The organism is Butyrivibrio proteoclasticus P6B7 (genome assembly GCF_000622085.1).
Lineage (GTDB): Bacteria > Bacillota > Clostridia > Lachnospirales > Lachnospiraceae > Butyrivibrio > Butyrivibrio proteoclasticus_A.
On the sequence record NZ_JHWL01000027.1, the window covers coordinates 1 to 23,332 of the forward strand.

Annotated in this window: 19 protein-coding genes; 4 read left to right on the top strand and 15 right to left on the bottom strand. The window is 41.6% G+C overall.

The window, feature by feature from the left end; translation table 11 throughout:
* The 9 genes from T541_RS19700 to T541_RS0113725 form a co-directional block, all read right to left on the bottom strand.
* The coding region (locus T541_RS19700) for a hypothetical protein (RefSeq protein ID WP_026653658.1) at positions 1-237 on the bottom strand (237 nt) is incomplete at its 3' end.
* Positions 238-311: 74 nt separating this feature from the next.
* A complete protein-coding gene (locus T541_RS0113690) occupies positions 312-5,702 on the bottom strand; it encodes a DUF6531 domain-containing protein (RefSeq protein WP_026653250.1) in 5,391 nt (1,796 codons plus the stop codon).
* Positions 5,703-5,744: 42 nt separating this feature from the next.
* The gene (locus tag T541_RS0113695; RefSeq protein ID WP_026653251.1) at positions 5,745-6,155 is read right to left on the bottom strand and encodes a hypothetical protein; all 411 of its coding nucleotides are present in this window, start codon (positions 6,153-6,155) and stop codon (positions 5,745-5,747) included.
* 75 nt (positions 6,156-6,230) lie between these two features.
* Positions 6,231-6,701 carry a YwqH-like family protein gene (locus tag T541_RS19705; RefSeq protein WP_034467245.1) on the bottom strand — a complete coding sequence of 157 codons (471 nt, stop codon included), beginning with the start codon at positions 6,699-6,701 and terminating at the stop codon, positions 6,231-6,233.
* Positions 6,702-6,777: 76 nt separating this feature from the next.
* Complete coding sequence (gene mfd / locus T541_RS0113705) at positions 6,778-10,341, bottom strand: transcription-repair coupling factor (protein WP_026653252.1); 3,564 nt, start codon at positions 10,339-10,341, stop codon at positions 6,778-6,780.
* The gene (gene pth / locus T541_RS0113710; RefSeq protein WP_242840789.1) at positions 10,341-10,964 is read right to left on the bottom strand and encodes an aminoacyl-tRNA hydrolase; all 624 of its coding nucleotides are present in this window, start codon (positions 10,962-10,964) and stop codon (positions 10,341-10,343) included. The genes mfd and pth overlap by 1 nt, the downstream gene beginning before the upstream one ends.
* 137 nt (positions 10,965-11,101) lie before the next feature.
* Entirely contained in the window at positions 11,102-11,380 is a 279-nt protein-coding gene (spoVG, locus tag T541_RS0113715) for a septation regulator SpoVG (protein WP_026653254.1), read from the bottom strand.
* 63 nt (positions 11,381-11,443) lie between these two features.
* Positions 11,444-12,562, bottom strand: coding sequence for a glucose-1-phosphate adenylyltransferase subunit GlgD (gene glgD, locus T541_RS0113720; protein WP_026653255.1), 1,119 nt, complete (start codon positions 12,560-12,562; stop codon positions 11,444-11,446).
* 1 nt (position 12,563) lies between these two features.
* Positions 12,564-13,832 carry a glucose-1-phosphate adenylyltransferase gene (locus T541_RS0113725; RefSeq protein ID WP_026653256.1) on the bottom strand — a complete coding sequence of 423 codons (1,269 nt, stop codon included), beginning with the start codon at positions 13,830-13,832 and terminating at the stop codon, positions 12,564-12,566.
* A 267-nt stretch (positions 13,833-14,099) separates the two neighbouring features.
* Here T541_RS0113725 and T541_RS0113730 point away from each other — a divergent pair, with 267 nt between their 5' ends.
* The 4 genes from T541_RS0113730 (at position 14,100) to T541_RS0113745 (ending at position 19,308) form a co-directional block, all read left to right on the top strand.
* Positions 14,100-15,416: a Mur ligase domain-containing protein gene (locus tag T541_RS0113730; RefSeq protein WP_026653257.1), complete on the top strand. Its 1,317-nt coding sequence runs from the start codon at positions 14,100-14,102 to the stop codon at positions 15,414-15,416.
* 463 nt (positions 15,417-15,879) lie between these two features.
* Positions 15,880-16,974, top strand: coding sequence for a DnaD domain protein (locus T541_RS0113735; RefSeq protein ID WP_051538263.1), 1,095 nt, complete (start codon positions 15,880-15,882; stop codon positions 16,972-16,974).
* A 136-nt stretch (positions 16,975-17,110) separates the two neighbouring features.
* Positions 17,111-18,073: an ATP-binding protein gene (locus T541_RS0113740; RefSeq protein WP_026653259.1), complete on the top strand. Its 963-nt coding sequence runs from the start codon at positions 17,111-17,113 to the stop codon at positions 18,071-18,073.
* Between the two features lie 20 nt (positions 18,074-18,093).
* Complete coding sequence (locus T541_RS0113745; protein ID WP_026653260.1) at positions 18,094-19,308, top strand: ribose-phosphate pyrophosphokinase; 1,215 nt, start codon at positions 18,094-18,096, stop codon at positions 19,306-19,308.
* A gap of 195 nt (positions 19,309-19,503) precedes the next feature.
* On the opposite strand, the gene T541_RS0113750 is transcribed toward T541_RS0113745, so the two are convergent.
* From T541_RS0113750 to T541_RS0113780, 6 genes are read right to left on the bottom strand one after another with little or no spacing between them, the layout of a single operon-like run.
* On the bottom strand, positions 19,504-19,908 hold the full coding sequence (locus tag T541_RS0113750) for an acyl-CoA thioesterase (protein WP_026653261.1): 405 nt from the start codon (positions 19,906-19,908) through the stop codon (positions 19,504-19,506).
* Between the two features lie 9 nt (positions 19,909-19,917).
* Complete coding sequence (locus T541_RS0113755) at positions 19,918-20,577, bottom strand: HAD-IA family hydrolase (protein WP_026653262.1); 660 nt, start codon at positions 20,575-20,577, stop codon at positions 19,918-19,920.
* A 19-nt stretch (positions 20,578-20,596) separates the two neighbouring features.
* A complete protein-coding gene (locus T541_RS0113760; protein ID WP_026653263.1) occupies positions 20,597-21,136 on the bottom strand; it encodes a hypothetical protein in 540 nt (179 codons plus the stop codon).
* Between the two features lie 15 nt (positions 21,137-21,151).
* Positions 21,152-22,135 (bottom strand): GNAT family N-acetyltransferase, encoded by a 984-nt coding sequence (locus tag T541_RS21675; RefSeq protein ID WP_197025176.1) that lies wholly within the window; start codon positions 22,133-22,135, stop codon positions 21,152-21,154.
* The gene (locus T541_RS0113775) at positions 22,122-22,874 is read right to left on the bottom strand and encodes a CPBP family intramembrane glutamic endopeptidase (protein WP_242840790.1); all 753 of its coding nucleotides are present in this window, start codon (positions 22,872-22,874) and stop codon (positions 22,122-22,124) included. The genes T541_RS21675 and T541_RS0113775 overlap by 14 nt, the downstream gene beginning before the upstream one ends.
* Before the next feature lie 5 nt (positions 22,875-22,879).
* The gene (locus T541_RS0113780; protein ID WP_026653266.1) at positions 22,880-23,320 is read right to left on the bottom strand and encodes a GNAT family N-acetyltransferase; all 441 of its coding nucleotides are present in this window, start codon (positions 23,318-23,320) and stop codon (positions 22,880-22,882) included.
* Positions 23,321-23,332: the final 12 nt, after the last annotated feature.

Consider the following 23,332-nt stretch of genomic DNA (forward strand, 5'->3'; position numbering starts at 1 on the left):
GCGGGGCATATCCTTATGTTCAACGTAGTACCTGTTTTTTCTTACAAGGCTCCCAAATATCTCCTCATCTATCTGTTCATATATCTCACTTACGAGACTACATCCAAGGTTCAGTACCCGTTTGTGCACCTCCTGTGACAGATCTGCTGTATCTCTTTCCCCATCAAGGAGCTCTTTTACAATTAATTCAATCTCTCTAATATCTTTCTGAATAAACTGTAGTATACTGTTGTACATGGAAAGCACCACCTTCTCTTAGATTATTTTCTCGCAAATCTAATCTTATCATGAAGATGATGCTTTCCCTTTTCTTATTTTTCCGAATCTTTATTTACTCTACTTGTAGTCATTGCTACTGCTTTTGTTGCACTAGCCTTAGTAATTGTTTTTAGAGTATCCCTTATTGCTGTGGTCCCGGTTGCATTCTTAGCAATATTAGCACCTGCTTTAAGTGCTCCAGCTCCACTTGAGATAAATCCTGTAACACCACCTATAGCTGTATCAACAGCAAGTGACTTCCAGTCAAAGCCCGCCTCTCGCTTATTCTTATCTGTGAGCATGGTAAGCCCCTGGGTCACTACATTTCCAGCGGCAGCGGATACTGCTCCTGCTGCTGTTGCTGTAATGATAGCACCGCCAACAGCTCCTACTCCCATAGCTCCTAGAACTACCGGTGCAGCAGCAACTACTGCTGCTGATACTGCTACAGTTGCAGCTGTTGCAGCAACACCTATAGCTATCTTAGTTAATACAGGATGTTCCTCACCAAACTTAAGGGCAGCATCACTTACTGTATTTACAGCATTTGTTGCTGCTTCCTTGACACTAGAAACAGCTCCTGATACAGCTTTACCGATATCGCTTAGACTAGGCCATGCACCGTTAAGGTCCACATATCTTACAGGGTCGTTAAAACAGTACTGGTAGCTATTTAGAGAACCTGGGAACTCAATTATTCCCTTCACTCTGTCCTCAGATGTAAACCTTCCTACGCCTGGGTTGTACTGCCTTGCCTGAGCATAGTATAGGCCATTACCATCATCTACATAGCCAGTGAATGCAAATGGAGATATGACATTTCCATTCTTGGTGTATTCAAGCCTCTTACCAAATGGATCAAAGGCAGCTTTATTAAACGCAGCTCCATCTGTACCAGTCATGGCAACGGTGCTACCAAGCTCATCCAGCTGATAGTAGTAATTATCAGATCCATTATTCATGGATACTAAATTTCCATCATAGACAAAAGAGCTTGTGCTTCCATTTATTGTCTGTCTTAAGATGTTGTAGTGATCTCTTGTTATATCAGTAAGATACTCTATCTTCTCAAGAGCCAAATTCTTTGAAACTCTCTGGCCTGCAAAGTTATAGCTGTAAGTTGTTGTAACTGGGCTTCCATCAGATATATCAGTAATGCTCTTTAAATAGTTTCTGGCATCATACTGATATTCTCTTCTGTATCCAGAGCCATGATTATCAAAATCGTTATGCAGCTCTTTTTCAAGAACAAGATTTCCCCTGTTGTCGTAATCATACGATGTAGTAGAATTCTTATCCTTTCTGGATACAAGTCTGTCCAGAACGTCATAGCTGTAGCTGATCCTGTCAGATGTGCTACTTCCAGGAACAAAGCTTTCTTCACTTACTCTGTTACCAAAGCTGTCATACTCATACTCATTTATCTTTTGACCATTTCTCGCAACGCTCTTAAGCCTTCCAAGTACGTCATAGCTATAATCATATGTTCCACTGACATTCTCAAGACCGCGCCTTGCCCTGTCTATGCGAGTCCTGTACCCTTTTTCGTTGTAGCCATAATCATATCTGTCAAGGATGCCTTCAACGTCAGTGCTGACAAGGCTCCTTAAGAGACCATTTTCATAGTAGTCATAGGAAGTGCTTGTTCCATTAGGAAAGCTCTTTTTAATAAGACGGCTGTCTCCATCAAACTCGTAACTGGTGGTTTCTTCCTTACCATCAGCAGAGATATTTGAAAGACTCCTTAAATTGCCAAGCTCGTCCCTATGATAAAAAGCCTTTGCTCCATCAGGGTAGATGACGGTAGCTCTTTGTGACATTGCATCATACTCATATCCTACGGTGTCACCATTTGGAGTAGTAACCCCTATGATCCTACCAAGAATATCACTGTTTATCTTAGTAAGACCAAGACTATCCTGAACCTCCTTAAGGACATTCAGGGCATCATATTTCATGCGGACAGTTTCGCCGTTGGCATAATCGATACCTGTTATATTGCCATTTCCGTCTCTTGTATAAACAGTTTTATTTCCATCCCTGTCAATGCGAGAACTTATATTTCCAAGAAGATCATAGCTATATTCGTCGCTGTTACCCAGAGCATCAACTACATTTATAAGCTGGCCTGAAAGGTCATACTTATAGAGGGTAAGCCTCTCACTATCATCACTCTCTGTTCCAAGGCGTCTTACGGATTCAAGAAGATCAAGTTCATTATAGGCATACTCTGTCCTGCCACCATCAGGGGTAATAACAGCCTTTAGCTTTCCAGTCTTGGTATACTCATAGTAAGTCTCATCACCGCAGTCAGATTCAGATTTTATTCGTCCACAAGAATCAAAGACATACTCGATAACTCTTCCAGTCTCAGAAGTAGCCTTTATGATCTGGCCCTTGGCATCTCTTTCGTAGGTGTAGACTTCGCCGCTATCTCTTTTCTCTTTGCATACTCTTCCAAGGCTGTCATGCTGGTATGCTCTGATGGTTATGATCTGGCCATCGCTGGATTCTTTAGTAACACTCTTTAAGTGTCCATCTTTATAATTATTCCTTGTGATAGCACCGGCTGGATCAGTAACAGCTACCAGGTTTCCATTATTGTCATACTCATAAGTTGTTACATTTCCTGCCTCATCAACAGTCCTGCTTATACGTGACAGAGCATCAAACTCCTGAATGAGTTCTCCACCATTTGGAGCTATTCTCTTTACAAGATTTCCATTTCTATCATATTCGAAACGTGTGATATTGCCATTTCCGTCTGTCTCAGAAAGGACCTGTCCATGAGCATCATAGGTGTAATGCCTTGTTACATGGCTGCCGCTTTCAGAATCCTTTTCGCCATCAGATATATCTGTCTTTAGGATATTTCCGTTGTTATCATAGGTATAGCTTGTCTTTCTTCCGACAGGATCTGTAAAGCTTGTCTTTCTTCCAAGCTTATCGTAGGTGTAAGAGATAACACCGCTGTTAGGAAGGATTATCTTTTCCTCATCCCATGAAGTGTTATAAAAGACCTTAGTCTTCCTGCCCTCCTCATCCACAAACTCTGAAGGCTTACCTATTTCGTTATACTTCCAGCTCCTGATACTTCCATCAGGGTTTACCAGGTCTGTAAGGTTTCCTGCCTTGTCATAGATGTACCTGGTAAGATTTCCTAATGGATCAATTACGCTTTCGATGTTATCGCTGGCACTATAGGCATACTCCGTCCTGTTTCCAAAGGCATCAATAGTAGCGATGCACCTTCCAAGGTCGTCGTACTCATACTCTGTTGTAACACCGGAAATATCAGTAACGGTCTTAACATTTCCCTGGGCATCATGCGTAAGGATGGTCTTCTTATTATCAGCATTTCTGATAGCAATAAGCTTTCCATCGTCATAGTCGAATCTTGTTCTGTTTCCAAGCGGATCTGTTACGCAGTACAGGTTCCCATCAAGTCCGTAGGCATACTTATACTTATTTCCCTCAGCGTCTTTCCTTGATGTGAGCCTTCCCTCACTGTCATAGGTGAAACTTTCTCTTACTCCGCCAGCGCAGATGATACCAGTAATACGGCCGGCATTATCATAAGTAAACTTTGTTGTTACACCATTTTTGTCGGTTACAGAGGTCTTTAAATTTCTTTCGTTGTAGGTGTACTTTTCCTCAATACCTTCATCTACATAGTAAGTGCGGATATGTCTTCCCAGTTCATCTATGTAGTAACGGACTTTGCAGCCATTCTGCTCTACTACTTCTGTATAGTGCTCTTCTTCATTGTATGAATAAAGGATCTCTCCGCCATCCTGGAACTGCTGGCGGGTAACTCTTTTCTTTTCATCGTATTCATTGATAAGAGCCTGTGCGCCATTAGGAGTGATCACACTTCCAATAACTCCATCATCTGTGTAGTTATAACCCCGTGACGTGCCATCAGGATAAGTTACCTCTGTCAGGTGACCATCTTCATACTCATATGTAACCGTTCTTCCAGTATGATCAGATACCTTATGAAGCAGACCTTCTTTGTTGTAGTAAAAATTTAACTTCTCTCCATTCTTTGCGATGGCATACCTTGGAACAAGAAGTTCTTTTTCATCCACAGAAATAACGTCATTTACAACTTCGTACCTGACACCGTTATTATCTCCAACAGAAGATAAAAAGCCATTCTCATCAAAATGCCTGAATACACCATCATCTGTTACAATGTCGTAGCCCTTCTTACTCTTTTTAAGAACTCCAGACTCCCCGTGAATCTCTATAAAGACTTCTTCATAATAAGGATCTTCGCTCTTTTCAGATTCATCCATTCCGTCATAGGAAAGTGAATGGTTTAGGTCATCCTCTCTCTTAAGAACATTGTCCTTTGATTTCTGATTAGGGCACTTAACATAGATTCCTTCTCTTCCATCTGGGTAAAGAGCTTTGATCCTGTCTTCAAATATAAAAAGACGCTCATCAAAAGTAGAGGTCCAGCCTGTTCCAAGACTGCCCTTTCTTTCTGAGAGCGCATTATAATAACGTTTAAATGAAAGCTTACTCTTTCCTGAAAGAGTGATATCCTCCCTCTCATTGATATAGTTACCGTTATTAGCAATAACAGGGTCTGCGATTGCCCTAAGACATGTAGGGAGAAATCCCAGGAAAAAGATGGCAGCTGATGCCAAAAGGTCCTCATACCATGTAAGTCCTGCTTCAGAAAGGACATCTTTTACATTGGTCCACTTGATATTGTCCTTGGTCTCATCATATCTTGTGATATCAAAGTCACCATTTCCAATGCCATTCTTAATCTCTGTAAGGTTAGAAACAATTGTTTCAAGAATATTCTCAAAGTCACTTCCTGTTATATCTTCATCGTGATCATCAAGGAAAGTGTTGAATTTATCCTGAAACTCAGGTACAAAGCCCGCAGTCTTATCTTCGTTAGTAAAGTCGTCGAAGTTTGTCTTTAAAGTCTCAGGGTCAGGGTCTGTATATACCTTTTTCTTGATAACATCACAGGAAGAAGCGATGCTCTCAACTTCATCATGAATAGTCTTTACCTCTGTAGCAACTGATCTAAAGTCAGTATTGTACTGAGCAAAGTCTCCAATAATCTTATCAAGATGGTCTGTCTTTAAGATGGCTGTATCATCCTCTGAAAGTGACTCAGTGAAATCATCAAGAAGACTCACAACATTGTCACATCCGCCACCCTGCATCATACTTTGGAGCAGCGAAATGCAGCTGATGGTATCGTACACCAGCTGTATCTGTCTTTCGTCTACGAAAGTCTTGGAACTCTCTGCCTCAGTTCCTGTATGATTATCATCATTAACAAAGGCAAGGAGTGCATCAATTAAACTCTGTGAAGATTCCTGAAACGGATTGTAGATATTATCAAAGCAGTCATTGAAATATTCTCTAGTCTTGGGCTGATGCCACTCAGCCCCTTCGTGTGTATTCCCCATTATTAAAGCTTCCTTTTTCTAGTCTAAGTTATGGTGTAAATATTAGTAAATATCAGCTCCATCCTCGGTCTTAGCGTCATCTACCGCAATGTAATCATCTCTTACTTTTCTCATGGTCTTGATGACTGCATCTGTCTCCTCCTGAAAGAGCCTTAGCATATCTTCCACATCGTGATCAGCTTGCTGATAATCAGGTATTACATCATTCTTTAAGCAAAGCGCATCGGCCTCTACATAACCTGAGCTTGTGGATATGATATCTGCCTTACAGGTCTCTATGTTGTCTACTACCTGGTTGTAGTAATCAACATCCATCTTGATGTCGCCACTGGCTGTTGAAGACGATGAATTCGAAGCTGCTTTCTCTCTCCTGGATTCTGCATTTGGGATTCCCCCTCCGCCATCTGCTTCTGCAACATTTTCATATGTATATTTTTTACTGTAAAAAACCACGATGTTTCCTCCCCTGCATGGATAACTAGTACGTAGATATAGCCCTTACCAGGCTAAGCCATAAATATAGATATATCAGGCTCCTGACATGGAATTTGTTGTGTTATTCCCCGCAGTAGCACCTGAAGATCCACCTCCTGATGATGAAGAGTCAGATGTTTCCTCCTCATCCGGAGCAGTCTCGAGGTCTTTGGTGAGCTGCTCAAGTTCTTCATTAAGCTCGTCAATTTTGTCCTGAACATCTTGGATGGCTTCATCAATTTCTGAAGACAGTGTATCTATTTCCCCATCATAAGTGCCAAGACCGGTTGATAATACGCCCCTTTTGTCTTCTGCAGTATTATAATTAAGACCTGCCCAGTCTTCTCCTGATTCTCCTGAAAGTGGATATGGCTCCGAAATTGGATCATAGACGTTATCATGAAGGGAAGTTTTCTGAGTGGAGAGATTTGTCTTCTGAGTCTCAAGCTGTTCCTTAATACCCTCGTACTTTTCAATCTCTGCCTTCACTGCAGCAATTTTTGCCTGAATCTGTTTTTTAGTCATGTCTTCACCTTCTAGTAAGATTTATTTAATGAAATTAAAAAGATTGTAGCATATGCCACAACCTTTTTAAAGAAAATTACTGCCTCAATTTTGCAAATTCTTCTATAATTCTCTCAGCATCCTCAAGGAGTTTTCGCTCCGCTTTTTCTGGATTCTTGTCCTTTTCATATTTGTAGACAAAACAAGGAACTCCCGCCGGGTGGAAGGCCATGTTGCCCTTGTAGGATGCGATAAATCCCGGTATCTTGCCGGAATCAATCTTGGCATTAGGATTGATCTTGATCTCCAGCTCCCCATCTCCGCCTTTGATTTCATGGATATAAAGAGAATGAGCCCTTGATCTAAGCACTGAAATGCGAAGGAGGTTAGCGGCAGTTTCTGGCACCTCGCCAAATCTGTCGATAAGCTCATCCCTCATATCATCGCTTTCGCTCTGGCTTTCTATGCTGGCAATTCTCTTATATATCTCAAGCTTCTGCTCTTCGTTAAGAATGTACTCGTTAGGAATAAAGGCGCTGACATCAAGATCAATACTTGTGTTGATATCTTCAAGTGTGTAATCTTCATCAGTCTCTTCGCCCTTCTTGTGTCTGACTGCTTCTCCAAGCATCTTACAGTACAGGTCGTAACCAACAGCCTGCATGTGTCCTGACTGCTTTCTTCCAAGAAGACTTCCTGCTCCTCTGATCTCCAGATCTCGCATGGCGATCTTAAAGCCAGATCCAAGATCAGTAAATTCTCTAATTGCCGAAAGGCGCTTCTCCGCTACCTCTTTTAACAGCTTATCCTTCTTGTACATAAGGAAGGCGTAGGCTGTCCTGTTGGATCGTCCAACTCGTCCCCTTAACTGATAGAGCTGAGAAAGCCCCATCTTATCTGAGTCGTGGATGATCATGGTGTTAACGTTAGGAATATCCAGACCAGTTTCAATGATAGTGGTGGATACCAGAACATCAATTGTTCCATCGATGAAGTCATACATGATCCTCTCAAGCTCTGACTCCTTCATCTGTCCATGGGCAAAGGCCACGTTAGCTTCTGGCACCAGCTTCTGTATCTGAGCCGCCACATCAGCAATGGTATTAACTCTGTTATAAACGTAGTAAACCTGACCATTTCTCGAAAGCTCACGGACGATAGCCTCGCGGACCAGCTCGTCGTTGTACTCCATAACGTAGGTCTGGATCGGCATTCTGTCGTTAGGTGCTTCTTCAAGAACGCTCATCTCCCTTATGCCCACCAGTGACATGTGAAGAGTTCTTGGAATAGGTGTTGCAGAAAGGGTCAATACGTCGATGTTCTCCTTAAGGGTCTTAAGCTTTTCCTTGTGAGTTACTCCAAAACGCTGTTCCTCATCCACAATAAGAAGTCCAAGGTCCTTATACTGTACATCCTTAGACAATAATCTGTGGGTTCCGATAACAATATCCACAAGCCCCTTCTTAAGATCCTGAACAGTGCGCTTCTGTTCTGCTGCAGTTCTGAATCTGGACATAAGGTCTACCCTTACAGGGAAATCTCTCATTCTTTCTGAGAAGGTATTGTAATGCTGCTGAGCCAAGATAGTAGTAGGCACAAGCACTGCCACCTGCTTACCATCCTGAATTGCCTTAAAGGCCGCCCTGATAGCGATCTCTGTTTTACCAAATCCAACGTCTCCGCAGACAAGTCTGTCCATGATAATGGAGGATTCCATATCTCTCTTGGTATCCTCAATGGCTGTGAGCTGATCCTCTGTCTCCTGATAAGGGAAGGCATCCTCAAACTCCTGCTGCCATACATTATCCTTAGAGAACTGATAGCCTGCTGCCTGCTGCCTCTTGGCATAGAGTTCCACAAGGTCCTGTGCCACTTCTTCAACCGCGGCCTTAACCTTGTTCTTAGTGTGGCTCCACTCAAGACTTCCCAGCTTATTAAGCTTAGGCTTATGTGTGGTTTCCTCATCTCCGCCAGATGCGTACTTCTGAATAACATGAAGACCTGTGGCAAGAACGTAGAGATTACCGCCATCTCCGTACTCAATCTTGATATAATCCCTTACCACATGGTCGGTTTCAATCTTCTCAATTCCTCTGTAAATTCCAAGACCGTGATCCTCATGAACCACGTAGTCTCCAATCTTAAGATCTGAAAAGCTTGATATCTTCTCACCGGTAAAGCTATCCTTTTTCTTCTTGCGCTTCTTTTTGTGCTCGGTAAAGATATCACTCTCTGCAATAACTGCAAACTTAATATCAGGATACTCAAAGCCCTTTAAGATTCTGCCGTAGTAGGTCATTATCTCCCCAGGCTTAAGAACTCTTCCCGGGTCCTCACTGTAGAACGCAGTAACAAGATTGTCCCTAAGATCCTCAACTATTCTCTTAGCTCTTGTTCTGGAACCAGACAGAATCAGTACTCTATATCCGTTTCTGGCATAGACCTTAAGATCTTTTACCAGAGATTCAAAGCTGTTGTTGTAAGGCGCGATACTTCTTGCCTTAATATCCCAGCTCTTTTCCGGTGAAAAGAGATTCTGTGACGCAGGCATAGGCAGAGCTGCGATCAGAACTCTTCTTCCGTTTCCCATTCTTGCAATACAGTTCTCTGTAGAATAAAGAAGATCCATCTGAGTTGGAAGAACATATCCCTTCTCGGCTCTGTGGGTCATGCTCTCTCTAAACTCAGTCTCCACTGCCACCGCATGTTCTATTACTCTCTGGGGCTCGTCAATAAAGATACAGCTCTTTCCCTTGGGGAATATCTCCTGCAGAGTAACTGTATCGTCGTAAAAATATCTGATATAACTTTCAAGATTCACGTAGGCACCCAGCTCAAAGAGCTGTTCCCTTAGCTCCTCTATCTGAGTCTTAAGCTGGTGAGCCTCCTTGGTCTTAAACTGGGCTCTCAGAGTCTTTACAGTCTCATCGCATTCCTTCTGGATCTTTTCCATGCCCTCTTCTAGACGGCTCTTTTCCAGGATAATCTCTGTTGCAGGATAGATATCCACAGACTCCAGCTTATCAATTGATCGCTGAGACATAATGTCAAAGCTTCGGATGGACTGAACCTCGTCGCCCCAAAGCTCAATTCGATATGGGTTATCCTCAGTCAGATCAAAGACGTCCACAATGTCTCCCCTTACTGAGAATTCGCCAGGACCCTCAACCTGATAGTTCTTGGTGTAGCCCATGGTCACAAGGCGCTTACTGATCTCAATCTCATCGATAGGTCTGTGCTTATCAATAGAAAGGATATGGTCCTTGATAACATCTGCACTGATCTGTGGCGCCATAAGAGCTGAGAAGGTGGTCACAACTGTGACAGGTCTTCCCTCCAGGAGCCTTCTCATGGTGCGGATCCTCTGCCTTACGATCTCGTTACTGTGCACATCTGCCTGGTAAAAGATAAAGTCCTTTGCAGGATATACAGTGACATTCTTGTCGTAAAACTTGTAATCCTCATAGATCTCTTTTGCCCTGAGATCACTGTAGGTAACAATAATTCTGTACTTAAATTCACTCCCAAGGCCATCAATGAAATGAAGCTTTTGGGAGTCTACGCAGCCAGTCACCTCTGCACAGGCAAAGGGCTTGTCCAGGTATTTATTTATTTCCTCATATTGAGGTAATTCAGTTAAAGGTAAGCTGATTGCTCTCATTATTTTTTACCGTTATATAAATTCATGGCGCTTTCAACGCCGTTGTCCATTATTTCTACTACTGCCTTGGAGGCCTTATCGATGGCTTCCTCAATACCGGTCTTATCCTCTCCCTGGAAGTGGCCAAGAACCCAGTCCACCATGTCGTATTCCTTAGGCTTCTTGCCAACGCCGACTCTTACTCTGTTAAATTCCATGTGTCCAAGCTTAGCTATGATATCTTTTAACCCGTTGTGTCCGCCGGCACTTCCCTTAGGTCTTACTCTTATAAGTCCCACATCAAGATCTACATCATCTGAAATAACGATAAGGTTCTCCTTGCTGTCGATCTTGAAATAATCGCAGATTGGTCTAAGTGCATCGCCACTAAGGTTCATGTAGGTAAGAGGCTTAACAAGGATAACCTTGTGGTCGCCTATTCTTCCCTTGCCATAGGCTGCCTTGAACTTGGTCTCTGTAAGGTCAATATTGTATTTATCTGAAAGGGCATCAATTGTTGCAAAGCCCACGTTATGTCTTGTTCCAAAGTATTTCTTTTCCGGATTACCCAGACCTGCTATTACGTACATATTGCTTGTATCCTCTATTTCTTTTGCAAATATCTTTTTAATAAAATCAAACATATTCCCCGTATCCCCAACAAAAAAACTAAAACTAAGATATTATATTCCAGCCACTTATGCAACAAATAATAAACATCGAAAATAAGGGAGCTTAGTAAACTAAGCCCCCTACAAATTCATCATACAACAATAACTGGTTACTCTTTCTCAGGAAATTCCTCAACTGCTGCCTTATCATAGGCTTCAAGGATAACGTCCTGGAGCATCTTACGTGTGTCAGAGTTAATTGGATGAGCTATATCTCTATACTCTCCATCAGTAGCCTTCTTACTAGGCATGGCGATAAAGAGCCCCCTCTCACCTTCTATTACTTTGATATCGTGAATTACGAATTCATTGTCAAAAGTAATTGAAACTACTGCGCGCATCTTGCCCTGTTTTGTAACTTTTCTGATTCTAACATCTGTAATCTTCATTATGTAACCCCCTCTTTGGTTAAACTGAAGTTGTCAATGTTACCTACGTTCGTTATTAAGTTGTTAAATTACATATCTTTCATTATTTTCAACGACGATCTTAACTCCATTGTCTTCCTTGTAATAGGAGTTGGCCTGGATCGTACCATGGCTCTCTACAATACAATTCTCAATGTGTGAATTATCACCAATGTATACGTCATTTAAAATAATTGAATTCTTGATATAACAGTTATTGCCTACAAAGGCCCCCTTAAATATGATGGAATCCTCGATTGCGCCATTTATGATACATCCGCTTGATATAAGGCTGTTCTTAACGCTCACCCCTACGTTATACTTAGCCGGCGGAAGATCTACAACCTTGGTGTAGATTCCAGGATACTCTCTAAAGAAATACTGTCTTACCTCTGGTTTAAGGAAGTCCATGTTGGTTCTGTAATAGTCTTCAACAGAAGCAATGTTGTTCCAGTACTCTTTGATCTTATATCCGTAGATACGCTTCATGTCCTTATATCTTACAAGGATGTCTCTAACGAAATCGTATCTCTCTTCAGCTTCAGCTCTTTCAATGAGCTCAATGAGCTGTCTTCTTCTTATTACATATATACCACAGGAAATGGTATTAGATCTTGATACAACTGGCTTTTCTTCGAACTCTTCGATTCGGCTCTCCTCATTCATGCGGATAGTTCCAAATCTCTCAGTATCGATATCTGCCGGCATATCCTTACAAACAACTGTGATATCAGACTGTTTCTGGATATGGTACTCAAGAAGCTTAGCGTAATCCATCTTGTAAACACAGTCACCAGATGTGATGATTACGTATGGTTCGTGACAGCTTCTTAAGAAATCAAGATTCTGTGCAATGGCATCCGCTGTTCCTCTGTACCAGAGATTACCTGATGCCTTAACTGCTGGAGTAAATACATACAAACCACCCTGCTTACGTCCAAAGTCCCACCACTTGGAGGAGCTAAGGTGTGTATTAAGACTTCCTGCGTTATACTGTGTGAACACGGCAACTGTCTGAATGTGTGAGTTTGTCATATTACTAAGGGCAAAGTCGATACTTCTGTAAAAACCTGCCACCGGCATAGCACAAACCGCTCTTTTCTTGGAGAGCTCCTGCATTCTGCTACTGCTACCGCCTGCTAAAATAATGCCAATCGCCCTCATGTCAATCACCTGCCTTATCTAATGTTCTTCCACTGTCGAGAACTCCGTCAGGATAATCCTCAGAAGTGGTGTTGCCGGAAATCATTGTGTTCTTACCAACTGTTACGTTGTCTGGAATAACTGATTTCTCACCGATAGTGCAGAGACCTTCACAATAAATATTTGGCTTAGTCTCGTTTTCCTTCTCTTCGAAGGCGCCGAGTTTGACATTACTACCTATCTTAACTTTCTCAGCAATGATAGCTTTTTCTATATTACAGCCTTCGCCGATCTCCGTCTGATTCATGATGATGGAGTGGCTAACTACTGTGTCTTTACCGATCTTAACGCCTGGACCAATTACGGAATTGTATACCTTTCCGTAGATCTCACAGCCCTCACCTACGATACTGCGCTCGATAGCACTGTCTGAACCAAGGTACTGAGGTGGCTGAACATCGCTTGATGTGTAGATCTTCCAGTACTCTTCATAGAGGTTAAACTCTGGAACAATATCGATAAGCTCCATGTTTGCTTCCCAATATGAAGTAAGTGTTCCTACATCCTTCCAGTATCCATCGAATTCATAAGCATAAAGAGATTGTCCCTGTTCCTTACAATAAGGAATAATATGCTTACCAAAATCAAGTCCTGCCTGATCCTTATTCTTAATAAGTGCGTCCTTAAGCGCTTTCCAGGAAAAGATATAGATACCCATAGAAGCAAGATTGCTACGTGGATGCTCTGGCTTTTCTTCAAAGTCGATGATCTTCTTGTCATCGTCTGTGATCATGATACCAAATCTGCTGGCCTCCTCCATTGGAACAGGCATAACAGCGATAGTAGCATCTGCGTTACTTGCTTTGTGAAAATCAAGCATTGTCTCATAATCCATCTTGTAAATGTGGTCTCCAGAAAGGATAAGCACATAATCAGGATTATAGTTCTCCATGTATTCAAGGTTCTGATAGATAGCATTAGCTGTACCAGTATACCATTCACTATTAGAACTCTTCTCGTATGGTGGAAGTACAGTTACGCCACCAAAGTTACGGTCAAGATCCCACGGAATACCAATGCCGATATGAGAATTAAGTCGAAGAGGACGATACTGAGTTAGAACTCCAACAGTGTCCACTCCAGAATTGATACAATTACTTAGAGGAAAGTCGATGATACGATACTTACCCCCAAAAGACACGGCGGGCTTAGCCATCTTAGATGTCAGCACGCCCAATCTGCTGCCCTGGCCCCCTGCCAAGAGCATGGCGATCATTTCCTTCTTTATCATGTTCCACCTCGTTGCTAGTATTGCTGCTGCACTTGTGTAAACTCCCCTACAGCAACTATTTTCTGATGCACCAATTATGCAGAATGCACATAACAGAAAACCGATTTTTTCTATATAAAAGTATATCATAAAGAAGTTATTAAAAAAACATTTAATGAGTTAATTGTGAAGGAATTGTGAATTGATTTTTTGACTTTAATAAAATAGGTGCTAGAATATATTCGTTAATCTTACAAAATACAGTATTAATGAAAGAAGGCAACGATTTTGAACATATATATTTCAGGAATTTCAGGAACCGGTATGGGTCCTCTTGCATTAATGGCAAGGAAAGCAGGAATAAATGTATACGGTTCTGACAGAAACTACGGCGCCATCGCTCCAGAGCTGGAGAAGGCTGGCATCGAGTACCACGTTGGACCACAGGACGGAGTTTACTTAGCTGAGAAGATTGACAGCGTAGGTATCGACTGGTTCATCTACACTTCAGCTCTTACTCAGGATCATCCCGAGCTTGTAATGGCCAGGAAAAGAGGCCTTAGAGTTTCCAAGCGTGATGAGCTTATTGCTAAGCTTGTTAAGGACCTTGATCTTAAAATGGTGGCTGTAGCCGGAACTCACGGTAAGACCACCACCACATCCATGCTTGTCTGGGCCATCAGAAATTTAAAGGATGAAAATGGAGAGATGTTTTTACCTTCAGCTTATCTTGTTGGAACCATCCTTCCTTTTGCTCCTTCAGGCTCTTACAAAGAGGGCGACAGATTCTTCATATATGAAGCAGATGAATATGACAGGAATTTCCTGCAGTTCCATCCATGGGTATCCCTAATAACATACGTTTCCTTTGATCATCCTGACATTTACAAATCCAGAGAGGATTACGAGGAGGCTTTCAGACAGTTTGAAGGTCAGTCAGACAACGTGGTATTTGCTACTAAGGAAGCTGCTGCTCATGGCCTTTCAGTTACTTCTTCTACAGGAAAAGAGCCACATACCATTGAGAAGATTGATGAGCGAATAAACCTTTCCGGCGGCGCCAGAAGGGAAGATGCTACTACTGCATTTTATGCATTAAAGAATATGCTTATTTCTGTGGGAAAAGAGATTCCGGATGAGAGGATCATTGAGGTTTTAAATGCTTTCCCTGGAGCAAGAAGAAGATTTGAGAAAGTCTATGAAGGCTTCTATTCAGACTATGCACATCATCCTGAAGAGGTTAAGGTAACTCTGGAGATTGCTAAAGAGGAATCTGCTAAGATCGGTAAAAAAGGAGTAGTGGTAGTTTACCAGCCACACCAGAATACTCGTCAGCACGAAGTAAGAGATCTTTATAAGGATGCTTTTGACTCCGCGGACAAAATCTACTGGCTTCCTACCTTCCTTACAAGAGAGGATGAATCTCTTCCTATAATTACACCTCAGGAATTTATTGAGGATATTAATGCAAAAGACAGAGCATCCGTGGCAGAGCTTAATGATGAGCTTGCACAGAAGCTCAAAGAACACCACAGCGAAGGCTATCTTGTGATCATTCTCACTGCAGGCCCAGCTGATGCGTGGTTCAGAGATTCCATGAAATAATACTTTGAAGATTGTATTGTAGAATAATTTGAAAACTTTTTTGAAGTGGAAAAATTTCTTTTGCCATATTGCACTAAAGGAGATTTGTTGATAACCATGTGACCTTGTGATGTGTCTAAAATTGGGGATGAGCAATCAGGAAAAAATACTTTTCCACATTTCCACTTTTTAAAAGCAATTTATGTAAATCATTTTCGGTGGATAACCGCCATCTGTTTTAAACCTTGAAATTAATGTCCTAAGGCTAGAGCAGATGGCTGTTTTTTATTTCAGCCCAATTAAATAATCCACGTTATCCACATTGTCCACAATTTTCTGAAAACGAGGGAACTTCGCACTGGTGCTGGATTTCTTCGTCATTTTTCCCATATTTTTTTTAAAATTCACATGCTATAATCTGAATTGTTCGAGGGAGGGGAAATCCGATCTGGGACTTCGTAATATACATGAGGTGAAAAAGTTTATGATGGGGCGAGTTACTATAAGTAATAGTTTTGGGGAGGATTCTACGAATGTTTCCAATGTTTTTATCGACGAATATATGCAGGATGCAAATGATGCGCAGATAAAGATTTACCTGTATCTGCTTCGCATGATGAGCGCTAATCTTCCAACCAGCGTGTCAGCTTTAGCAGATAAATTCAACCACACTGAGAAGGACGTAATCCGTTCTCTTAAGTATTGGGAGAAAAGGGAGCTGATCGGTCTTGAGTACGACGGAGCCGGCCACCTTACAGGTATCCACATGGAGGACATTGTTTCCCCTAAAGATAAAAACAGCAAAAAGGAAAGCTCAGTAATTAAGGCTATGCCAACACCACAGCCAGTGATTGTGGATGTTCCAGCCAAGCCTAACTACTCTGCTTCTCAGCTTAGAAGCTTTAAACAGTCAGAGGGACAAGGACTGTTATACATAGCAGAACAATACTTTGGAAGAACTCTTAGTCCTTCCGAGATAACAACAATTTATTATATTCATGATGAGCTACAGTTTTCCGATGATCTTTTGGACTATCTGATGCAGTATTGTGTCGATAATCATAAAACTGATTTCAGGTACATGGAAAAAGTTGCCATTAACTGGAATCAGCAAGGCATCAAAACGCCAAAACAGGCTACCGCAGAAAAGTACAGACATGATGGGGATATCATGACTATCATGAAGGCACTCGGTATGGAAAATAACCCCACTGAGAAGGAAGGTTCCTTTATCAGTATGTGGCGTGGGGAGTTGGGATTTTCGATGGATATTATTATGGAAGCCTGCGACCGCACTGTTATGGCGACACAGAAGAATCGTCTGAAATATTGCGACAGTATTCTTCGAAGCTGGCATGGTGAAAATGTCAAAACAAGGGAGGATATTGCCAGACTAGATGCTTCGTACAAGGCGGACCTCAACAAAAAGAGATCCAAAGCTTCCGTATCATCCATCAATAGTAAGATCCGCTCCGACGAATCATATATTCGCCCCAGCGGCAACCAGAACCGTTTTAACCAGTTCCCGCAGAACACTTACAACTTCGCTGAACTGGAAAAACAGCTTCTGGACAACTGAATTTCACATTTCGATTGGGGAATCATATGTGAAAGGTTCATAAGCTCAGCCCTGTGCTTTTGGTTTGGCGGCGGCATTTGCCTTCCCCGAAACACGTACAGGGCTATACTTATGCGTTATCAAAAAGGAGACTACCATGGCACTTTCCAATACTCAGTATGATGCAATAATGCATGAATACGAGGAGCGTCGCTCTCTTCACAGACAGGAACTGGAAGAAAGGCAGCGCTATGTATACGATAACATACCAGGTTACAAGGACCTTGAGGACGAGGCAGCCAGTGCCAGCGTCCGTTTCGCAAAAAGACTATTAAGCGGTGAACGTCTTGACCGCACTGTTCTCAAAAAGGAGTTGGCAGAACTTGCCAAACAAAAGCTCCTACTTCTTACAGAAGCGGGATTTTCTTCTGATTATCTGGACATGGGTTACACCTGTCAGGCCTGCAAGGATACAGGATACATTGGCAATGAGAAATGTCACTGTTTCAAGCAGAAGATCATCGATACTCTCTATGACAAATCCAATTTAAGGACACTTACAAAGAGTGCTAACTTCAAATTATTAACTGATAAATATTACTCTGGGGAAGATTTAGACAGATTTCATCACGCAGTTTCCAGTGCTGAAGATTTTATAAAGAATTTTAACTCAGACTACCAAAATCTATTCATTTATGGTACAGTGGGTACTGGCAAATCGTTCCTTTCGATTTGTGTTGCAAACGAATTACTTAAAAAAGGCAACTCGGTAATATATTTCAGCTCTTCAGGACTGTTTGAGCTGCTTGCCGAAAACTCTTTTGACTATCGTAATAAACAGGAACTTCGCAACATCTATGACGACATTTATGGCTGCGAACTTCTGATCATCGACGATCTCGGAACAGAGCGCACTAATAACTTTGTTACTACTGAGCTCTTTTCCCTTGTCAACGAAAGAGACATTCGGAAAAAATCTACAATTATTACCACTAACCTTACTCTTGAAGAAATACAGAACTTCTATTCAGACCGTATCTTTTCAAGAATAACAAGTAATTACAGATTTTTAAAATTGTCAGGTCAGGATATTCGCAATTTAAAGCGCATTGCGAAGTAAGAAAGTGAGGAAATTTAGTAATGCCAAAAAGAGAAGAGAAACGTAATCTGGAAACAATTCCTGTAGGTTCTCTGGGTATCATCCCTTTAAAGGGTGTTAAACCTCTGGCTGAAAAGGTCGACTACTATCTCGTTAAATGGAGAGCAGAAAGAGAAAATGAGCACAAGGGCAGCCTTGCATTTACTGGTTATGAGCGTCCTTCATACATTCTCGATGCTGAGGTTCCAAGATTCGGAACTGGTGAAGCAAAGGGTGTTATCAAGACTTCTGTTCGTGGAGATGACCTTTATCTTTTAGTTGATGTATGTAACTATTCACAGACCTATTCTCTGTTTGGTCAGGAAAATCACATGTCTCCTGATGATCACTATCAGGATCTTAAGCGTATCATTGCAGCTGTTGGTGGTAAGGCTAGACGTATCACAGTTATCATGCCTTTCCTTTATGAGTCTAGACAGCACAAGAGAAGCTCTAGAGAGTCCCTTGACTGTGCTATCGCACTTCAGGAACTTGTACACATGGGCGTAGATAATATCATCACTTTCGATGCACACGACCCTAGAGTTCAGAATGCTATTCCTCTTAACGGTTTTGAAACCGTTCGTACAACATATCAGTTCATCAAGGCTCTCCTTAGAAATGTTTGGGACCTTAAGATTGATTCCGATCACATGATGGTAATCTCTCCAGATGAAGGTGGTATGAGCAGAGCTATCTACCTTGCCAGCGTGCTTGGTCTTGATGTAGGTATGTTCTACAAGCGCCGTGATTATACACAGGTTGTTAACGGACGTAACCCTATTATCTCTCATGAGTTCCTTGGAACAAGTGTTGAGGGCAAGTCAGTTATCATCGTTGACGATATGATTTCCTCAGGCGAAAGCCTTCTTGATGTTGCCAGAGCTCTTAAGGAGCGCAAGGCTTCAAGAATCTATGCTTTCTCAACCTTTGGTCTTTTCACTAATGGTCTTGAGGAATTTGATAAAGCTTATGAAGAAGGTATCATCGACAGAGTACTTACAACTAACCTGGTTTACCAGACTCCTGAGCTTCTCTCAAGAGAGTGGTACATCAGCTGCGATATGAGTAAGTACATCGCATACCTTATCGATACACTTAACCACGATGCATCTATCAGCGATCTTCTCAATCCTGTAGAGCGTATCGGAAATATCATCGAGCGTTACAACTCAGGTGAGCTTCGTGCCTCACTTGAAGCTGAGAAGAAGATCTGAGGGAAACTTCAGCAAGAAAGCATGTTGCTTGCAACATGCTCGCGCCGAGCGCGGTTGCATTTATGCAACATTTACCTATCGCGCGAGTGCGCATCCATAGCGGAGCGTTTTTTATGATATAGGAATTTCGGAGAAATTTCCTATATCATAAAAAATAAGTCCAGGTTCCAACATGATTGGAATCTGGACTTTTTATTATTCAGCCAGTTTGCTAAGGGTTTCGAACAGTTCAGGGAACTCTTGCTTCATTCTAATCGGCTTACCTTCTGTGTTTAGGAAGGCGTGGGATGATGATCCCAGGCAGACTATGTCTCCAGCTTCATTTTTCATTTCATAGGATAAAAAGAGCTTAACTCCTTTGAATTCTTTTATTGAAACGGCGATTGAGATCTTGTCAGAGAAGGTTGTGGTTTTCTTGTAGTCACAGGTCACGTTAAGGACCGGTGAAATAATGCCCATGTCTTCAAGTCTTGCATAATCCCATCCAATCTGAGAAAGAAAATCCACTCTTGCTTCTTCCATCCATCTGATGTAGTTGGAGTGATGAGTTATGCCCATTTTGTCGGTTTCATAGTATTGAACGGTGTGTAAGTATTCCATTTCTTCCCCCTAGTTTTCTTTCACCAGTGATAACACTTCTTCTGGGGACTCTACAATGTATGTTGCTCCTGATGTTTCAAGCTCTTCTCTTCCGCCATAGCCCCAAAGAACTCCTACTGAATCGATGCCAATTTCGTTGGCTGCTTCGATATCATATTTTCTGTCGCCCACCATAAGAACTTTGTTGGTATCTTCAATCCCATAGTGTTCCAAAACCTGGCGTATTACGTCTTCTTTGGTTACAACAGTCACATCATTTGTGGCAGATATGAAGTTAAAATATTGATTCAATCCAAAGTGCTCCAGAACTAATATGGTACCTTTTAAGACTTTGGATGTGGCTACCGCAAGTTTCTTCCCGGTCTGCTTAAGCTCTTTTAACATATCCTCAACACCCGGGTATACTTCATTTTCAAAGACGCCGCCTTTACCGAAGTAGTACTCTCTGTAAATAGTGATAGCTTTTTGGGTATCCTCTTTAGAATATCCCAATATCTTACCAAAGGATTCCTCAAGAGGAGGTCCAACAAATCTGCGAAGTGAACTTCTATCCTCCACAGTGCCGCCCATCTTGGTTATGGCATATTCAAATCCGTTAACGATTCCCGGACCTGAATCTGTAAGGGTTCCATCCAGGTCAAACAGGATTACTTCATAGTTCTTTTTCATAAATTCTCCTTAGCATCCATCAGTCCATATAATCTCTTACGTTAAGGCTTTCGTCTGTACGCTCTTCCTCTTCAGTAATACCTGGCACAAACTCAGTAACATAGGTTTCTCCTGAAACTGGATCTATGTAGTAGCGAATAATTGCTGCAGTATAAGATCTGTACATTACTACGATCTGTGATGCATCGCTAGATTCAATCTCCCAATAAACTGTGTATTCACCAGAATTTACTATGTTCTCAAGTTCAGAATTATTCTCATAGCAATATTTCTGGATTGCTAAAAGAGCTTCATCGTCAGTTATAAGTTTGTCCTCAGCTGTGTTTTCTGAAGTATCAGTACTAGCGGAGGTATTGGCCTCTTCAGAAGCAGAATTCTCATCATAAGATTCTGCAGACTCGCTAGCATCTTCTCCATCTTCACTGCCAGTTGCTGGAAGGTAGATGGATGTAGGCTCATCTGCGCCGCCAATTATATCTGCATTGTCTTCCTTCTTACCACAAGCTACTGCACTTAAGGCAAGCGCCATTATCAAGGCTGCTACAATAGATTTTTTCATTTCTTATTCTCCTATTCAATTTAATATAAACAACGGCATATCCCACTCATCCTTGCCGTTTTCCACAAATCCAAATGATTTCCAGAAGCGGACTGAATCCTCTTTTTCACTATTGATCTCATAGTACTTGGCGCCATTTGCCTTTGTATATTTCTTAAGGGCTTCAAAGCATCTGTGTCCTGTACCATTTCCACGGTACTCCGGGAACACCCAAAAATCCAGAATGTAGCACTTACCATCTTCGCTTTTGTATGTAGTATAAGATGCTGCTCCAATGCGCTTTCCGGCTTCCTTAAAGTAGATCAGATGATGTCTGTCTATTCCTCTTTTCATATGAATTTCTATGGTTCCACGGTACTCTAAACCCTTAAAGTACTCTATATCCTCTTCGTCAGTGATGATCTCGTCTTCCACAAGGTACTTTATATGCGCATCCCAGAACTCACCAATGTTCTCAACAGGAATCTCCTCTATAGCAGGTTCTTCGAGATTATATTCAAAAATATAGCTGTCATATTCAATACCCATGTTATATTTCTTGAAAGTAGTCTCTTTCTTTACATTAAAGCCAAGCTTTTTAAGAAGTCCACAGGAAGCCGCATTTTCTTTTGCCACCTCAGCTGTTATGGTCTTCATAGACTGCTGCCTTGCCCAGTCAATAAGCATACTTACGGCATCTGTGGCCAATCCATTTCGCCAGTACTTCTTGTTAATGCAGTATCCGATATCTATATTGGTTCCATTATCATCTGGAAATGCACAGCAGGTACCAAGCCTCTTACCATCCTTGGCATCCTCGATTACGAAGTAATATCCATAGTCTACATCCTGTAAAGTATCTACCGCTTCCTGATACACATCATCTAAATATTCCTTGGTAGGATCACTTAAATACTTGCCGTTTTCCTCATCGAACCACATGTCGGTACAAAACTCTTTGTCCTCCACCTCATAACTTCTAATTGCTACTCTGTCTGATATTAACTTATCTATTCTCACTTCTAACTCCTCTATAAACTAAAATAATTGAAATCATGATGCATACTAACTTCGCAGCCACGCTGATAGCTACATTATCAGTATTTGTCATCTGCGACCCCGCATTGATAAGTGCATGGGTCATTACACATATCCATAAGCTGCCTGATATTCTGTACATGCACGACAATATGAAGCTGTTAGTTAGTAGTCCCATCATAAAAAATAAAAGCTGTGTCGCATTTAACCCCAGCAACGTCCCATCAATATAGAAAAAGAGCACGTGCCATATTCCCCACGTTATGAATGTGCATAATGCAGCTGCCACATAAGAAATCTTCTTTTCAAGCTCAGGCTGAAATGTATATCTCCAACCAATCTCCTCTACTCCTCCAACCAAGATAGCTTTCAGAAAAAGAACTATTGGGGTCCACAGGCTTTCTATATGAAATCCACCACTTACAATAACGCTGGCAAAATCTATCAACAAAAAGATAACAACAAGAGAATACGCTTTTGCTGACTGTCGGAGGCAAAAGAAATCAGTTAATATGCGTCTTGGAGAATTTCCTTTGAACTTGCATTGATAAACAGCTCCCCAAAGTGCAGAAGAAATGCCACCTGCCACAATTAGTATAATTCCTAATGCAGTTCCATAGCCCAATTCAAATCCGATGCCTCTCAATACAAAGACTATGATTGCAATAACAACTATTTGTATTATTGTTGGCATCAAATATGCTGTAAGTGTCTTTTTCAAACGTATTATCTCTCCATCATCACCAGGTACTCTGGTGTTCCTTCTTCCAGCTGCTTCTTTCCGTTAAGCGCAAAACCATGTCTTTCATAGAATCTGATTGCATCTGGATTCTTCTCAAGAGCCCACAGGAAGTTCACGTCAAATTTCTCTTTGGCAAATTCCACAAGGGCTGAGCCTACTCCCTCTCCCCAGAAGAAGTAATCCACATAGAGTTCAGCAATCTCTTTTCCCTCAATATGAATCATGCCCTTTACAGTGCCATCCTCGTAAACCCAGATATTATCCAGGATTGCAGGATTGCTATACTTTTCCGCCACCTTGATTACCTGTAACTCTCCAAATGAATAATCATCATTATGAAAGATTGGACGGTACTTAACTCTTTTTACAAACACCAGAATTTCGGCAATCCTGGATAGATCTTCTTTTGTTGCTTTTCTGATCATCTATCTTTTCCT

Bases quoted from the DNA above. Each gene is read 5' to 3' on its own strand.
- T541_RS0113690 (WP_026653250.1), bottom strand. From the start codon at position 5,702: ATGGGGAATACACACGAAGGGGCTGAGTGGCATCAGCCCAAGACTAGA.
- T541_RS19705 (WP_034467245.1), bottom strand. From the start codon at position 6,701: ATGACTAAAAAACAGATTCAGGCAAAAATTGCTGCAGTGAAGGCAGAG.
- mfd (WP_026653252.1), bottom strand. From the start codon at position 10,341: ATGAGAGCAATCAGCTTACCTTTAACTGAATTACCTCAATATGAGGAA.
- pth (WP_242840789.1), bottom strand. From the start codon at position 10,964: ATGTTTGATTTTATTAAAAAGATATTTGCAAAAGAAATAGAGGATACA.
- spoVG (WP_026653254.1), bottom strand. From the start codon at position 11,380: ATGAAGATTACAGATGTTAGAATCAGAAAAGTTACAAAACAGGGCAAG.
- glgD (WP_026653255.1), bottom strand. From the start codon at position 12,562: ATGAGGGCGATTGGCATTATTTTAGCAGGCGGTAGCAGTAGCAGAATG.
- T541_RS0113725 (WP_026653256.1), bottom strand. From the start codon at position 13,832: ATGATAAAGAAGGAAATGATCGCCATGCTCTTGGCAGGGGGCCAGGGC.
- T541_RS0113735 (WP_051538263.1), top strand. From the start codon at position 15,880: ATGATGGGGCGAGTTACTATAAGTAATAGTTTTGGGGAGGATTCTACG.
- T541_RS0113740 (WP_026653259.1), top strand. From the start codon at position 17,111: ATGGCACTTTCCAATACTCAGTATGATGCAATAATGCATGAATACGAG.
- T541_RS0113745 (WP_026653260.1), top strand. From the start codon at position 18,094: ATGCCAAAAAGAGAAGAGAAACGTAATCTGGAAACAATTCCTGTAGGT.
- T541_RS0113750 (WP_026653261.1), bottom strand. From the start codon at position 19,908: ATGGAATACTTACACACCGTTCAATACTATGAAACCGACAAAATGGGC.
- T541_RS0113755 (WP_026653262.1), bottom strand. From the start codon at position 20,577: ATGAAAAAGAACTATGAAGTAATCCTGTTTGACCTGGATGGAACCCTT.
- T541_RS0113760 (WP_026653263.1), bottom strand. From the start codon at position 21,136: ATGAAAAAATCTATTGTAGCAGCCTTGATAATGGCGCTTGCCTTAAGT.
- T541_RS0113780 (WP_026653266.1), bottom strand. From the start codon at position 23,320: ATGATCAGAAAAGCAACAAAAGAAGATCTATCCAGGATTGCCGAAATT.